The sequence below is a fragment of the Enterococcus sp. 125944 genome (genome assembly GCF_051909435.1).
Lineage (GTDB): Bacteria > Bacillota > Bacilli > Lactobacillales > Enterococcaceae > Enterococcus_D > Enterococcus_D gallinarum.
Genome location: NZ_JBQASY010000003.1, coordinates 12,436 through 28,295 on the forward strand (window position 1 = coordinate 12,436; position 15,860 = coordinate 28,295).

The 15,860-nt window shown below is 37.0% G+C and carries 12 protein-coding genes; 10 read left to right on the top strand and 2 right to left on the bottom strand.

Going from position 1 to position 15,860, the window contains the following annotated elements; translation table 11 throughout:
* The first annotated feature begins 21 nt into the window (after positions 1-21).
* The 10 genes from ACTFWY_RS03805 to ACTFWY_RS03850 all read left to right on the top strand — a co-directional run bounded on the left by ACTFWY_RS03805 (position 22) and on the right by ACTFWY_RS03850 (position 14,282).
* The gene (locus ACTFWY_RS03805) at positions 22-2,532 is read left to right on the top strand and encodes a sigma 54-interacting transcriptional regulator (protein ID WP_103300816.1); all 2,511 of its coding nucleotides are present in this window, start codon (positions 22-24) and stop codon (positions 2,530-2,532) included.
* 475 nt (positions 2,533-3,007) lie between these two features.
* On the top strand, positions 3,008-5,068 hold the full coding sequence (locus ACTFWY_RS03810) for a pectate lyase-like adhesive domain-containing protein (RefSeq protein WP_311828183.1): 2,061 nt from the start codon (positions 3,008-3,010) through the stop codon (positions 5,066-5,068).
* Between the two features lie 116 nt (positions 5,069-5,184).
* On the top strand, positions 5,185-6,168 hold the full coding sequence (locus tag ACTFWY_RS03815) for an alcohol dehydrogenase catalytic domain-containing protein (protein WP_103300818.1): 984 nt from the start codon (positions 5,185-5,187) through the stop codon (positions 6,166-6,168).
* A gap of 606 nt (positions 6,169-6,774) precedes the next feature.
* Entirely contained in the window at positions 6,775-7,593 is an 819-nt protein-coding gene (locus ACTFWY_RS03820) for an ABC transporter ATP-binding protein (RefSeq protein WP_195957220.1), read from the top strand.
* 15 nt (positions 7,594-7,608) lie between these two features.
* The gene (locus ACTFWY_RS03825; protein WP_208774380.1) at positions 7,609-8,310 is read left to right on the top strand and encodes a hypothetical protein; all 702 of its coding nucleotides are present in this window, start codon (positions 7,609-7,611) and stop codon (positions 8,308-8,310) included.
* Between the two features lie 234 nt (positions 8,311-8,544).
* Complete coding sequence (locus tag ACTFWY_RS03830; protein WP_311828184.1) at positions 8,545-10,020, top strand: helix-turn-helix domain-containing protein; 1,476 nt, start codon at positions 8,545-8,547, stop codon at positions 10,018-10,020.
* Positions 10,021-10,154: 134 nt separating this feature from the next.
* On the top strand, positions 10,155-10,826 hold the full coding sequence (locus tag ACTFWY_RS03835; RefSeq protein WP_311828185.1) for a WxL domain-containing protein: 672 nt from the start codon (positions 10,155-10,157) through the stop codon (positions 10,824-10,826).
* Entirely contained in the window at positions 10,813-11,859 is a 1,047-nt protein-coding gene (locus ACTFWY_RS03840; RefSeq protein ID WP_439926584.1) for a DUF916 and DUF3324 domain-containing protein, read from the top strand. Before ACTFWY_RS03835 ends, ACTFWY_RS03840 begins: the two co-directional genes overlap by 14 nt.
* Before the next feature lie 15 nt (positions 11,860-11,874).
* Positions 11,875-12,183 (top strand): LPXTG cell wall anchor domain-containing protein, encoded by a 309-nt coding sequence (locus ACTFWY_RS03845; protein ID WP_103300824.1) that lies wholly within the window; start codon positions 11,875-11,877, stop codon positions 12,181-12,183.
* Positions 12,180-14,282: a hypothetical protein gene (locus tag ACTFWY_RS03850; protein ID WP_311828187.1), complete on the top strand. Its 2,103-nt coding sequence runs from the start codon at positions 12,180-12,182 to the stop codon at positions 14,280-14,282. The genes ACTFWY_RS03845 and ACTFWY_RS03850 overlap by 4 nt, the downstream gene beginning before the upstream one ends.
* A gap of 614 nt (positions 14,283-14,896) precedes the next feature.
* Here the strand turns inward: ACTFWY_RS03850 and ACTFWY_RS03855 are convergent.
* Together ACTFWY_RS03855 and ACTFWY_RS03860 are read right to left on the bottom strand one after the other, a co-directional pair.
* The gene (locus ACTFWY_RS03855; RefSeq protein WP_113850305.1) at positions 14,897-15,379 is read right to left on the bottom strand and encodes a tetratricopeptide repeat protein; all 483 of its coding nucleotides are present in this window, start codon (positions 15,377-15,379) and stop codon (positions 14,897-14,899) included.
* A gap of 43 nt (positions 15,380-15,422) precedes the next feature.
* A complete protein-coding gene (locus ACTFWY_RS03860) occupies positions 15,423-15,827 on the bottom strand; it encodes a cytidine deaminase (protein ID WP_138371916.1) in 405 nt (134 codons plus the stop codon).
* Between the last annotated feature and the right edge of the window lie 33 nt (positions 15,828-15,860).

Consider the following 15,860-nt stretch of genomic DNA (forward strand, 5'->3'; position numbering starts at 1 on the left):
TTTTATGGGGGAGGTAAAGATATGCGAAAAGAAACACGAGAACAGATACTACAGCTAGTAGTACAAGAAAAGGCCATGACGACGCAAGAAATTGCCAACGCTATTGGGTTGAGTCGCTCAGCAACCAGCTTGTACTTAAATGAACTGCTAAATCAAAACATCGTAAGTAAAGTTGGAACGAAGCCTGTCTACTGGGAGCTTGTTTCAGATGACACTTTTGTGGAAGACGTCTTTTCTCAGTATATAGGCAGTACTGGTAGTGCAAAAAATGCCATTGAAAAGTGTAAGTCAGCCGTTTTATACCCTCCATTAGGATTGCCCTTGCTCTTACATGGGGCGAGCGGTGTAGGTAAAAGTTTTTTGGCGGAGTTGATTTTTGATTATCTTCAAATGAAAAAATATCCAGGCGCACAAAAGTTTTTGGTCTTTAATTGCGCTGATTACGCGAATAACCCCGAACTATTGTCTTCCATTCTATTTGGGCATACGCGAGGAGCTTTTACTGGAGCAGAAAAGGAAAAAAGCGGACTTTTAGCTTTGGCAGACAATGGGGTATTGTTTTTAGATGAAGTTCATCGACTCTCGCATGAGAATCAGGAGAAGCTTTTTCAATTTATGGATACCGGGAGATTTCGTCCAGTTGGCGAAGAAGCAGAGATGGTCCAAGCAAATGTGCGACTCTTATTTGCGACGACAGAAGCGCCTGAAGAAGTTTTACTGCCTACTTTTTATCGTCGAATTTCAGTAATTGTGGATTTACCTTCTTTTCATGAACGACCCATTTTCGAAAGAGTAGATTTGGTCACCCATTTATTTGAGCGGGAGGCAAAGCGCATCAAGAAAAGTATCGTCATTTCAAATGATGTTTTTTCTGAATTAACCCACCAAGAACTTCCAGGTAACATTGGCAGCTTGTCAAACCAGGTAAGAATGGATTGCGCCAATGCATTACGGATAGCGCCAAACAGTTCAACATTATTTATCGGATCGGACAATGAACATACTATTCAAATCTCTTATCCACCATCACCAAAGGCAACTTCGGCCAATCTTCATCTTTTGAAGCAGAAACTGATTTCATTACTTGATATAAGTGATTTCATTGTTATGAAAGAAAAGTTACAAGATTTTGATAACAAGTATCTTGAACGAACTATATCCTGGATGAACGATAGTCTTTCAATAAACATTATCACTAGCATTCAACAGCAAAACCGATTAGTGATTGATAATGAATCTTTGACAGAGGATGCTGCTTCCTTAGTTTGTCGGCTAATACAAGTATTACAAACCGAGACTACTACGAAAAAAATAACAGAGAAACGTCATCTTCTTTCAAAAGAATACCCAAGAACCTTGCTTTTATCAACAAATTTAACAAAGACATTACCCGATGAGATTCAACCAATAGCAAATTTTCTTCTGGCAGTGCTGCTTATTGGCAAAGTTACAGAAGATATTTACTATCAAGCGCTTCTTGTTGCTCATGGAAATACCACCGCTAGTAGCATCCAAGCTGTGGCAAATAAAATGTGCGGTGACTATGTTTTTGATGCCATTGATATGCCTTTGTCTTCTTCCGCAAGAGATATCGTTTTGAAAGTTAGCGATTGGCTATCAGAAAGAGATACTTCTGAAGGGGTCATCATGCTAGTAGATATGGGCTCATTGACACATTTGTATAAAAGTTTAAAACCTCAGATTCTTGGTGAACTATTAGTGATCAATAATTTAACCACCTCTTTCGCATTAGAGATCGGACAGCAGCTAATAAATGGGCATTTTTTTTACGAGATTGCCAAAACGGCAGAGCAGGATTTTGTTACGAATATTCAATATTTTGAAGGGTTTGCAGTAGAAAAGAATGTCATCATAGCCAGTATATCTGGCCGAGACATCGCCAAACAAATCAAAGCCATTTGCGAGAAATATTTTAATCCTGATATCAAGCTGATTGTATTGAATTATAGTGAACTAGTGAATACATTAGAGCGCGCCTCATCAGAAGAAGGTTACTTGAAAGAAACCGCATTGATCGTAACCACTTCTTACCTAGATAATTCGGCGGCTGTTCCTAGTATCAACTTGATTGATGCACTAGATGAAGATGCAGAGGGACATTTGAATAAACAACTGAAAAACTTGATTCACCCAAGTAGCGTGCCATTATTAGTCAAAGAGTTCATCCATTTTTTCTCAAAAGAAGGACTGTCAGAAAAGCTAGAGTTCCTGAACCCTGATGTCATTATTCGTCAAGTAGAAGATGTGGTAGAGAAGTGCGAGAAAAGGTTCAACTTAAGATTGAATGCAAAAATGAAATTCAACTTGATGATGCATTTGGCGTTGATGGTGGAACGAACAATTCTTGGAGCCGAAGATTATCCTGTACCGGAAGACATCAATAAGTTAAAAATAAACCAGAAACCTTTTTATCAGAATGCACAGATGATTTTTTATACTCTAGAGCAATTTTATAAAATCAAAGTATCGACTTGGGAACTGTATATCGTGTATGAGATTTTGTTAGGCTAAAGCTTGATAAAAATGATCAACTGAAACCTTTGAGAATATTCAACAGGTGTTTTTAACAAATTGCATAAAAACGAAAAAAGATCTGAGATGGTAGTTACCGTTCAGATCTTTTTTCTATGGGCTCAGCTATAGATAAAAGGAAAGGGCGTTCCCTTTAACCATTTTTGTTTATTATTTTATTAACAGCATTTTTTCAGCTCCCAAGAAAAACATTGCACTAGAAGCGACAAATTGTTCATGAGAGAATAAAAATATATGGTGATCCACTTTATATTAAAGAGAAAGTTTTAAATGCTCGTTTCAAGAATTGATCGAAGTAGTGGATGATTGAGATAGGTAGAACGATTGTTGGACTTACTTTGAAGGGTGAAATGATGCTGGCCTCTTTGCACAATATGTGATTCTTTCCGACGAAAAGTAACGGATATACCGATGGAAAAATGGAATAACTAAAAAAAGATGAAGGAGTATTGATATGAAAAAGAAAGCAAAAATCTATTGTTTACTAGTTCTGGTCGTATTTACAGCTGGATGTATCAGCAAAACTGAAATAGGATTTGCTGAAGAGAATGGAACAATTTCCGCTAGTTCTGATAGTTCAGCTTTTATTGATTCATTCAAGAATGATTCATCCAAATGTTCAATAGCGGCATCGCAATGTCCAAATTCTGAGTCTTCATCTTCAAGTACTGAAGTTAAAACTAGTGACGAACGACCATCCAATGATAAAAAAACTCTAAATACAACTGAAGATTCGATTTCGGACAAGCAAATGGAGTCAGAAGGAAAAAAAGAGTACCGTGCAAAAAAAGACTTGAAAAAGGCATCAATAGAGAACTCTGTGACGGTAAACACATATCCTGAATTTAAGGCTGCGTTGCTTGACTCAAAGGTACAATCGATTACTTTAGCTAAGGATCTTAAAGTATTGGAAACATTTAATATCTTCAATAATAAAAAGATTCTTGGAAATGGTCATACAATCGATATGAATTATCAAAAAATTGGTGTAGCGTTAAACAACGCTGTATGTGGGATCGAAGACATTCACTTAACCAATCAGCCTATCTATCCGCTTTTCTGGTCTGAGTATCCAGGCGTGACTGTTAACTATAAGAACGTGACTTCAACAGGAAATCAGTTTATTTATTTGGCGAATGGAACGGCAAATTTGGAAGGAACCATAGAAGCAAGTGCCAATTTAGAAGAAATCTTTCAAGGAAAGCAGTTAAACATCGCAAAAGATGCGATGGTGAAATTTACAGATACCGCAAATTACATTGCTCTTAATACAGGCGACGGCCTAAACGTTGGTGCAAAAGCAAATGTAAAAGTAGCTGCAAAAGGATTAGGACTATCTATGTATAATCCTAACGGAAACATTGCTGTCCACGGAAATGTAACGATCGACTCCGATGTGGACTCTGCCATTCGTGGTGCAGCAGGAGGAAACTTGGTAATTGATCATGCTGGAACATTAGACACAAGTTCAAAGGTAACTGATGAAGAAGCGATTCTGCTTTATAATGGATCAGTGACAGTCAAAAGCAATGGGACATTGGTTGCTTCCTCTGAAGGACTGCAGGCAACACTTCAAACTGGGAACAAATTAAATCTCCTTGAAGGTTCCAATTTCAAGATTTCCAATAGTAAGGGGCCTGCTTTGGGGGCCTGGGCGCTTCCAACAACTGCTCATATTGATTCCTCAAAGGGACTAAGTACGTGGAAAGTAAAAAATACCGAATCAGAAGAACCAGATGCTGTTTATGAAGGTCCCTTAACCGCAAGTTTTGTTCTAGATACCTATACAACTGGCCAACGAACGTTAGACTTGGAATCAACTAATGCAGCTTTCTTAAAGAATTTTGATTCAGGAAAAGTTGGGAAAATTGTTGGCGGCAGTTTTTCAAAGAAAACAGAGATCGCCCCAACTACGATTGAGGCATTGACCACTGAAAGTACGCAAGTAAGTGGAACGGCTGAACCGAAAGCGGAAATTGTAATCAAAGTGAATGATAACGAAATCGCAAAAGGAACGGTCAACAAAAACGGAAAATATCTGCTGCCAATTCCACAACAAAAAGAAGGGACGAAAGTTGTTGCAGTGGCAACATTGAATGAATTATCATCCGATGCAAGTACAATAGTCAAATACGTTGGACCTCGCTTCGAAATACCAGATACCCTCGATTTCAAAGAGCAAGAAATTCCAGCTTCGGATGAGTTTGTGAATCTGCCAAGTAACCAAGAAATACGAGTGAATGATACTAGCAGTAAAAAGAAGGAGTGGTTCCTGTCTGTTCGCGAAGAACAACCTCTGCAGAATAGTCACGGGGATCAGCTAAAACATCGATTGAGCATTGTTGAACAAGAACAGATAACTCAAATCAACTCAACGTACCAACCGGTTTTTGAAGGCAAAGGAGCTGCCAAGATTAAACTCGCAGAATGTCTTCGAATGACGGTTCATCCGACAGATCAAAAAGGAACATATGAAGGACAATTAACTTGGACTTTGACAAATGGTCCTCAATAATAAAGTGATTTTCAAAACGAAAACAAAGCTTTTAACGTTTGTTCTTGTTATGCCGCCAAGAACGAACAATAAGGATTCATTTAAGCCGTCATAAGGATAAAAAGGAGATAAGAAACATGAAAGCAGCAGTGATTAAACACATTGGATCGCCGGAAAAAATAGAAATTGTAACGTTGCCAGATCCGAAAATTTCGCCAAATGAAGTTTTGATTGAAGTATGCGGTGTTGCTGTGAATCATGTCGATACCTTTATTCGTTCTGGAAGTTACCAAACACCCATTCCTTTGCCTTTTATTATTGGACGTGATGCAGTAGGAAAAGTCATTGATGCAGGTGAGAAAACCAGTAAGTTTAAAGTGGGAGAATGGGTTTGGACCAATAGCATGGGCTATGGAGGCCGTCAAGGAATTACCAGTACACTCGCTGCCATTCCAGAGGAGCGCTTGTTTCGCGTGCCGGAAAACTGTGATCCATTGCAACTTGTTGCTTCTGTACATTCAGCAGCCACTGCTGCTATTTTGCTTAAGGATGTGCTAAATCTATCTGGTGAAAGAACACTATTGATTGAGGGAGGCGCGGGGCATTTAGGAAAGAAGTTGATTCAGATTGCTTGTGACTTAGGTGCTCATGTTTTAACAACGAGCCATCCTGATTCCTTTGGTGGGCTCCGAAGTTTAGGCACCCAAGAGTGTTATAGTTATCATACAGATGATCTAGTTCAGCTGATTCATCAAAAGCATCCTCAAGGGGTCGATTTTGTGATTGATACTTCTGGACAAGTCTCTTTACAAACAAACCTGGACTGCTTATCTGTTAATGGTGTCCTAGGACTCATCACAGCACCGATTCAACCAGCTGCTTTTTCCGTGCAGTCTTTCTATACCCAGAATAAACAAATCAAAGGATTTGTGATTAGTTTAGCTACAATTTCTCAACTTCAGTCTGCTGGGGAACAGATAAATCGCTATTTTGGTCAGGGAAAATTACTGGAAAACAATATTCTCATCAAACATTTTTCCGATGCCTCTTGGGCTCATTCGATCCTCGAAAGAAATGAGGAAAAACGTAAAATCGTTCTAATCCCTGGAGATGAACAATAAAGGAGGACTCTTTCAAATCCGATAATTCATACACGGTGCTAGTTGAAAACCGCTGTTTTTAAAATCTAAAGTAATCATTTTATTAGAAAGGACTGGTTTACATAAGAAAGTAAGCTGGTCTTTTTCATTTTGTCCCTACACGTTCATTTTTATTCGCTTCTCGCGAAATTTATTAAACTAGAAAAATTTTGCCTATCATGGGAAAATAATTTTTGGTCGATTTTGGACCCTAGTTTCTGTAATAAGTTGTACAAAGAGAAAATGACAATTTTTCATTAAAAGAGGTTATCAATTGACGTTTCTTAAAGATCGTCTCATCATATAATTAAGACATCACTGTTTATTCATAAAAGGTATAAAAATTAAAAGGCCTGATTCTAAAAAATTGTTGTGGGAACTTTCATGTCTTTAGATTGTAGATGAGTGGTATTTTTTCCTCTCAAGAAGGTAATGGCGGACTTATCCGCTTCAGAAAGAAAACATTTCTTTCTAAAGCATTAGGAATTACAAGTCTGAACAAGTTAGCGGAAGAAATATTTTAAGAAATTCGTTTAAAAGGCGTGATTTTAACGGTTGGTGATAGTAAATGAAAAGGAAGTGGGTAGAATGGAATTAAAACAAATTTCTAAAACGATTGAGAACAAACCGATTTTGAACAATATCGACCTCGACGTTCGACCGGGAGAAATCGTTGGTTTGATCGGTCCGAATGGTGCGGGTAAGACCACCACGATGAAGATAATGAGCGGTTTAACGGTTAACTATACAGGGGAAGTGACTGGCGATGAACGAGTGGGGATGTTGATTGATGGACCAAAGTATTTTCCAAACAAGACAGCAAGAGAAAACTTATCTTATTTTCAGGCTATGTCTAATGATAGTTACCCGCTAGAATATATCGAATCGCTTTTTAACATGGAAGGCTATCAAAACAAAAAGGTAAAGAACTTCTCTTTAGGCATGAAGCAACGTCTAGGGATGGGAATCGCACTCATTAATAAGAATGATTTATTGATTCTGGATGAACCGATGAACGGTCTTGATCCAGATGGAATTCAAGCAACCATTGACACACTGAAACACCTTGCGAAAGATTTAAATCTCTCGATAATCATATCGAGCCATATTTTAAGAGACTTAGAGAAACTTTGTGACAGAGCTTATTTCATCAAGAATGGCGAAATTGTCTATCATGCGGAACTCGGCGCAAAAGAGCGTTATCAATTTGTTTTCTCAAAAGAAGACATAGTCAACGTTGAGAAATTGATCGGCCAAATTGGAGAATATGAACAATTGAATGAAACCTTTATCGTAGACGCTTCGGTAAGAGTTGAATTAATGAAATTACTTGTTCGTTTTGATTTATTTCCAACTGAAATAAAAAAATACCAATCAAATTTGGAAGAGCTGTATTTTTCAATGTAGGAAGGAGAAAGAATGATGAATGTATCCGTATTAACAAGAAAAGATATTCGAAGACGCGTCGTCTCTTTTGGCAGCAAGTATTTAATTGCAGTTAGCCTGGTTTGTTTAGCATTGCCATTCCTAAACTATTTCATGGGAGATCATTTGGATTTCACTGATTATCTGAGCGCGGTTAACTTTATTTTCCCTATTTTATTGCCTATACTAGCTGTTAATTTCCTAATAGACGATCAAAACACGCATATTGGCGATTTCTTCTTTAAAACAAAGAAAGGCAGAAGAAACTATCTTCTTTCGCTTTTGCTCTCTGCATTTGCTCTAGGTATTGTGGCAGGAATGTTATTATTGATTTTTAGTTTAGTCTTTCAATTTGGCTTTCAAGTGACAGTTCCCTGGGAACCAGTTCTGCTTTCGATAGGGGCTTATCTTTTGTGTCCGCTTTTCTATTTGAGCATTGCGTTGATTTTAGCGTTTTTTGTTAAATACGAAGGGGTAACACTGATGACCATCACGATTTTATTGCTGATCCTGTTACCAATTTTGATCTCGATTGGTGCTGCCAATATCGGGCTTTCTTTTCTATTTGAGACACCATTGTATTTACTTAGTTTTTTAGGAGTAGAGTCCTTTGCAGCAATCGATCTTGTGTATACAGCGTTTATGATCCTTATTCTTTATCTGATAGCTAATTGGAGAATCAAAAAGATTGATTTCTAAATGGGGGCTTCAGCAAAAAACTTAGCGTGACAATATATGTTCATAGACGAATGAACATCAGTCTGTAAAAAGATTTTTTAAATGATTAATTTCAGTATTCGCCTACGTCCATAAGATATGTAGGTGATTTTTTTAAGTTCCAGAAGCTGTTATTTTTCTCTGACCTTACTTGATCGGCTAGAATGAAGAACTTCAGAGAATAGCAAATAATTCAAAAGATTTGAGGTGCGAACAATGCAAACTTTTTTAACAAAAACATCCTTGAAGAAAATCGTTCTACTAGATTATTTACTTGAACAGAACACTCCCTGTGAAATCGACGAATTAAAAAAGATCCTTCATGTAACAGATCGATCAATCTTAAATTATATAGACGAACTAACAGAATTATTCGAAAAATATGATAGCAAAATCTTGTTGCTGAATGATAATAATAAACGATTTCAAATCCAAAAAGAAGAAGATTTTCCGATATACACTATCTATCTTCATTTTTACAAAGCATCCTATAATTATCATTTGATTCAGTTCATGTACAATCACCCAGAAAAAACCTTGAAAGACTTTGCTGAAAAACAATTTACTAGTGTCTCGACTGTTCTTCGTTATGCGAAACTTCTTGAACAGTACTTTAATCGTTACCGAATACATTTCCATCCATATCGATTGCAATTAACTGCAGATGAGAGAAAAATCCGCAGCTTTTTCTATTACTTCTATTGGAACGCTACTAGAGAAAATGGTGACAAATGGCCTTTCCAAACAACTTTAAGCAAAATAGAGCATCTGATAAGTTCTTTTGAAAAAAACTATCAGATCACATTAGAACCTTTACAAAAAAGGGTCTTTTCTTATTGGCTGGCGATCAATTTAGAGCGAAGTCAAATCAAAAAGGTCGTTGTCACTGTTGATGATCAGTCAGTGATCCAAGCAGATCCTAATTTTGAGCGATTGCAAAAATGGAACAATCAGTCAGGTTTGTTTCTTGATGAAAATGAACTCTTTTTTCTTTATCAAGTAATTTATTCTTTTGGTATTATCGATGGAAATAGCCAATATGAAAATAGTTATGCTACTGTTCAAAAAAAACATCAAACCCGTTCTTATAAAATTGTTTTACATTTGGATAAAGTATTAAGAGAGATGTTTAAGTTTAATCTAGCAGTTGATGATCAAGAATTAATTTTTAATTTTATTGCGTTTCATGAGCGTAGTTCCTTTTTCTTTGGAAATACGGATCTTTTTTTTAATCGTTCCTACATCGATGAAGTAAAAGAAGAAAGCCCAAAGAAATATCGCATTATTGAAGAATTCCATCAGCGATTGGCTGACACAACAGATCAAGATTTAGCACTTCTTTTGCAGAACTGGGAACAATTATTCTTAAATTATTATTTTATTCTCGATTACTACGATCTTTTCTCATTTTATATTGATCCGATAAAAATTTTAGTTCATGATGATTTGCATCATACTCACCGGCTGTGGTTGATGAATAAAATCAATGCGCTTTTCGGACATTCTTATACCTTTGCCTTTTATGATTACCAAACAAATATTAGGGAGGTTGATTTAGTGATTTCAAATTACTACTTCAACACTGGTGAAATTCCATTGATTTTAATGAAAAACATTCCTACAGAGCGCAACTGGCGCCAACTTGGAGAAGTGTTATTTCAGTTAACAACTATCAAAGCAAGTTTGCGTTAAACGCAGATTTGCTTTTTTAAATCGTAATTTCTTCTCGAAACAAGAAAATTCTTGAACTAGAAAAAGCAATCAGGGCATGGCAAAATATTCTTAGATCTTAATTAGATCAATTATTATTTAGGAGGAATTACAAAATGAAAAAAACTTTGGTTGCTACAACCGCGCTAGGATTACTTGCACTTAGCGCAACAAGTATGACTGCTTTAGCTGACAGTCAAGAAAGTCAATTGACAGGTGTTACGAACAAAACTGACGTAACATTTACACCTGGATCAGGAGAAGATGTAGACCCAATCGTTCCTGATGATACCCATGATGACGATCCAAGCACAGGAGATACCGGTTCATTATCAATTCCTTTCGCTTCGAACATCACATTTGGTCAACATGAAGTCTCTCAAGGAGACGAAACGTACTTTGCATTGAACCAAAAACCACACGTACAAGTAAACGACACCCGGGGCGGAGCAAAAGGTTGGTCACTTGGTGTGACATTGAAACCATTTGTTGGTGAAAATGGGAACGAACTAACTGGAGCCAAAATGACATTGTCTAATGGTAAAGTTGTCACTAAAAACAACAAATCTCCTATGCCTAAGATGGCAGACACTTCATTCGACTTGAATGAACAATACCAAGACTTAATGCTTGCTAAAGAGGGGCAAGGTGCTGGTGGCTTTGCTGCTGTTTTTGAAGGGGAAGACGGCAATAACCAAAACGTGAAGCTTTATGTTCCACGAGCAGGAGTTGAGGCACAAGCTTATACAGCAGATCTAACGTGGGTGTTAACTGATGCGCCAGCCTAAGAATCACGGAGGATGGGGAATAGCATTCTCCATCTTTTTTATTTTTTCTATTTTCTTCTTGTTAGGTACATCTCCCTTAAATGGCTTTGCTGAGGACGATTCGAAAACAGACAATAAAGTTTCTTTTGATGCACAAGCTGTTTTACCGGAAAATCAACAATCAGAAGCAAGTTATTACGATTTGAAAGTTGCTCCTGGAAGTTCACAAAAGTTAGTTCTTAAACTGCGAAATACCAGTACAAAGGACATCAAGGTCAATGTAGAAGCAAACAACGGAATAACCAATCAGAATGGGGCAATTGACTATTCTAAACATGGGGAAAAACTTCTTGGAGGACCTTCTTTTGAAGAACTGATTTCAAAGTCACAAAAAATCTCCTTAAAACCGGAAGAAGAAAAAGATGTTACTTTTGAACTGAAAATTCCTAAAGCAGGGTTCGATGGAACTGTGCTAGGCGGATTTTATTGCTATGAAGACACGGAAGGAAAAGAAGAACAATCCAAAGGGTTTACTCTAAACAACAAATTTGCCTATACGATTGGAGCGAAATTGATTTGTTCTGGTAAAAAAGTGCAACCAGACTTTGCTTTGACAAAGGTTACGCCGGGTTTAGATAATGGCTATTTAACAGTTTTTGCTGACCTGGAGAATTCGCAACCTATACTCATGAGCAAATTGGATATGCATGCTACGGTCACTAAAAAAGGCCAAAAAGATGTGCTAAAAGAAATGAATAAAAAAGTCTCTTTTGCTCCTCGGACTAAATTCAGTCTGCCAATCAGCTGGAACAATGATCCATTAAAAAAAGGAACCTATGAATTAGTCATTGATTTGAAAAATGACGAAGGAAAAACATGGCAATTGAAGAAAGACTTTGAAATCAAGGGGAAAGATGAAGAACTTAACACGAAAGCAGTCGAAGTAAACAAAGAAAAAGACAACACCTTCATTTATGTGATTGCTGCACTGTTCTTAGTGATCATTCTGGTATTAGTCGGCTATATTTACAATATGAAACGTAAAAAGCAATAGAATGGGGGAAGAACAATGAAAAAAATCTTTAGTCTATTCTTATTGATGGTATTACTTGGGGGAGCAGTATCAGTATCAGCAAGTGAACAAGTCAAAAGCGAAGTAGGAATCTCTTTCTATCAGCCTACCAATAAAAATCAAGTAATCCCAATGGAAAAAGTAGCTGTTGGGGATAATGGTGTGGCTGTAGGACCTAAAACATTGCCAAAAACTGGAGAAGAAAGACCGTTTTTCTTACAAGGATTCGGTGTACTATTACTAGGCACAGCTATTACGCTTTACTTATTGAAGAAGAATCAGAAGGATAAAAGGGATGCTTTATGAGAAGATACGAGCATCTAATCTACTGGTTGATACTATTTTCCGGCATTTTTTTAGGTGCAGTTACAGCAGAAGCTGCACCAAGACCTTTAACTGATCTAGGCTACTTTCATTGGGCCAATCAATCAGTGACACCAGCTGAGAATACATTTGTCATGCACTACAATGATCGTTTGTCAGTTACACCTCTAGAAGGAAAAGCGAGTAAGAGTTTCATAGAAGTTAACCGAAATACGAATCGAAGTAAAGCATTAGTAAAAAATGTCGGCTTCTATAAAGGGCAAGAAGTTAATCTGATGATAACACTTGAAAGAAATAAAGGAAATCTAGATGGAGGATCGATTTATTTCACGAAAAAAGATTTTTTGCGAATCTATATTTATGGGGAAATGATCGTTAACTATGATTTTTTGGATAAAAACGGGAACCCACTATTTTTGGAAACAACTTTAAATTATTATGGCTTAAATCAAAATAAATATGTCGGCTTTTTGTCTCCAAGTTCTCTGATCAAAGGATTGTACGCCAACAATCCTACAAATGTCAGGTATGATGTTTGGGATGGAGGAGCAGATGATTATTGGGTATATTTCAAAAATCCAGCAGGCGGCGGGGAATGGGCAGTTGATCCAAGGCAAAGTTTTGAAATAACTACCAAGGCGATTTCTAGTATGAAATTTGTGATCCATAATAATGATGCCACTACTTCGTCGGTAAAGTATGATACCAAATTTTTAGCAAAACCAGAATTTCCTGCTGCATACGGCGTTCAATCATCTTTTGAAAAAGCAAATCAGGATGTCTACTTGAAAGCGCAGCAAACTATTCCAAATATAGAAAATTGGCAAAAAAATAATTCTATCCAAGTTTCTTTCAATTTAAAAGATATGTATGATACAAAACAATATTCCATCAGAAATGCCAAAGTCGTCAATTTTAGCGGGGAAGATGTGACAAAATATTTTACCATTGAAAATGTTTCAGATAGTGATGTTATCAGTTTTAAAATTAAAGATTTTAATTCCCCAGAGTTATATAATACTGTTTTGTCCTATTTTGTAGATCTAACATGGGAAGGTGCATCATCCCCAGTAAATGTTGACCTCGTCAAAGAGGGGAAGCTATCACTGCCGTTTAGCACTCAAACATTCCGAAATGAGCAAAAAATAGGAGAGCATCCTGGAGAATCTTTGGTGAATTATCTAGGGAAAGTGACTGTCCCTTTCCTAGATGAGAATGATAATATTTTGCAGGCGCCATTTGTTAAGGAGGGGATCGTTACAACCTCCTTTGATTTTTCTGATGAATATCCGCAAATAGAAGGATACTATCCAATAAAAAGGACAGAAAAAGACAGAGGACTTTTTTTGCCAGATGAGCAAGTGATTGCTCATTATTACAAAAAAGGACAGCCTTTACACTTTGAACTCCTTAATAAAGAAAGTCCTTTACTGGTCTCAAGGTTTAACAACAAAAGAGAGTTAGCTATCCAATACTCTCAAGACCCTTCAAAAGAGGAAGCGACAACTCTCTCTTTCGTTGCCAAGTATCAGGATGAAGAAAAAGTTGTAAAAGAAATTCCGTCTGCTCCTCAAAAAGGGGATGCTAAAATTACCTTCGCATTTCCTGAAGAATGGATTGGTCATGAGGTTTCTTTTTACATGAAAGATACAGACGGTCAAGAATCGAATATGGAAACGCGGATCATTGAAAAGGAAAAAGGCCCTAGCTTGTCTCTTCCCGATGAAATCAGTTTCGGTGAAGTTGCTATTCCTACAGAGGACAAAGTCGTCTTTCCAATTACTAAAGATAAGGCTCAAATCGAAGATCATAGTAAGCTAGATCGAAGTCGCTGGAAAGTGAAAGTCAAAGAAGAACAGCCGCTTATGAATGATCAGAAAAACGTATTAGCTCATCGTTTAATCATAAAAGGCGATAAAACAGACTTTCAGATCAATAATTCCGACCAAGAAATCTGGTCAGGAAGTGGAAGTGCTTCTTTTGATTTATCGAAAGATCTAAAATTGGTTGTCCATCCTTCTGATAATATAGGAAGCTATCATGGTTCTTTACGATGGACTTTTGAAGACGCGCCAGACTAGGTAATTTGAGCAACAAAATCCATCGCTAAATATTAGAGGAACATTGGCTCCTTAATAATTAGTGATGGTAGAGAAAAAAACTTTAAAATTTTGGTAAGACAACATTATTGACCCAGAGTCAGATAATGTTGTCTTGTTAATTTGCCTCAAGAAAAGGAGAATCAACAATCTTCTTGTGTTGATATGTCAGAATATCTTAGCGCTACAACTAAACGATCATCATTTAAGATCAGAATAGGTAGGTGACATGAAAAATTATAAATTTTTTTTGGTTCTTTTTTTAGCCGGGTTGCTTTTGAATTTGGGACTATCTATTCTAATCGATAGACCTTTCAAATGGTGGATAACTGGGGGCTTATTTATAGGTTTTTCAGTTGCTTACCATGTTAGTTCAGAGAACAAAAAAACTACAGATAAAGGTACTCCTAGTAAGTAAGATTACTATCGCAAGACCAAATGACTTTTTGCTAAAAAACTTGGTATTTTCACTTAGATAGACTGGCACTTTACCAATAAGGAGTAATAGTTGTGTGAGATCATTTCTGATTCAACTAGTTCCATAAATTCCGTAGAAAAAGGACTAGCGAAACAGCTAGTCCTTTTTCTACGGAATTCTATTCCCAAGTTTGATTCATTTTGTCAGCATAAAAAGCAATCGCTTTGTGATAATCTCTGATATTTTGATCCGATGAAGTTTGTGCCAGCAGTTCTAATAAAATTTGATTGGATTGGCTGTATTGCTGAAGGTTAAATAGAGCCATCGCATAAAACACCTTTAGCGCATTATTAGTCGGGAATTTATCTTGTGCTTCACTTAAAACTTGTTCCGCTTTTTGATAGTTCCCTAAAGCCCGGTAAGTACTGCCTAATCCCAGGTAGGCTTCTTCCAGATCTGGCTCAGTCAATCCTAATTGAATCGCTCGTTCATAATAAGGCACCGCTTGAGATTCTTTTCCTAAGACATCAAAGCTCCAAGCAATTTGATAATTTAGATAGGCATTCTCAGGATTAGTTGGATAGATTTTTAGCAATAAGTCATTTGAATCTTGAAATTTTCCAGCTTTTCTTAACTGGATGGCTGTTTCGATTATATTCATTTGGTTTTCCATCATCTGTTATAAACACCCTTCGATTATATCCTTATTTCTGATAAGCCTCAAGCCAATGATGAGGCTGTAAGCTTCTCAATTCTGCAAATTCAATCCTGTCAACATCTTTTGTGGTCAATGCACACAACACATCACCACCCCAAAGAGCCAGCCGTTCTTGACATATGCCGCAGGGAGAAAGAATTTTGAAGGGAGCATTTTCGTCCTCTCGAACCAAACAGAGGGTATGGGTGATTCGTGCATTCATTTTAGCCGCTTCCAACATACAACCTAGTTCCATACACACACTGGAACCGGCATTCGGAAAGTCTGGCGAGATGCCAATTACTATTTCATCAGTATCTAAATAGGCACCGGCAACACCACCCCAACCTGTCGGATACCGCTGAAGTAACTCCGATTTAACCGTTTCAAAAAGTCTTGTTTCAGCTTTCATAAAAATCTCCTTTTCTTAATCGTGTCCTAGAAA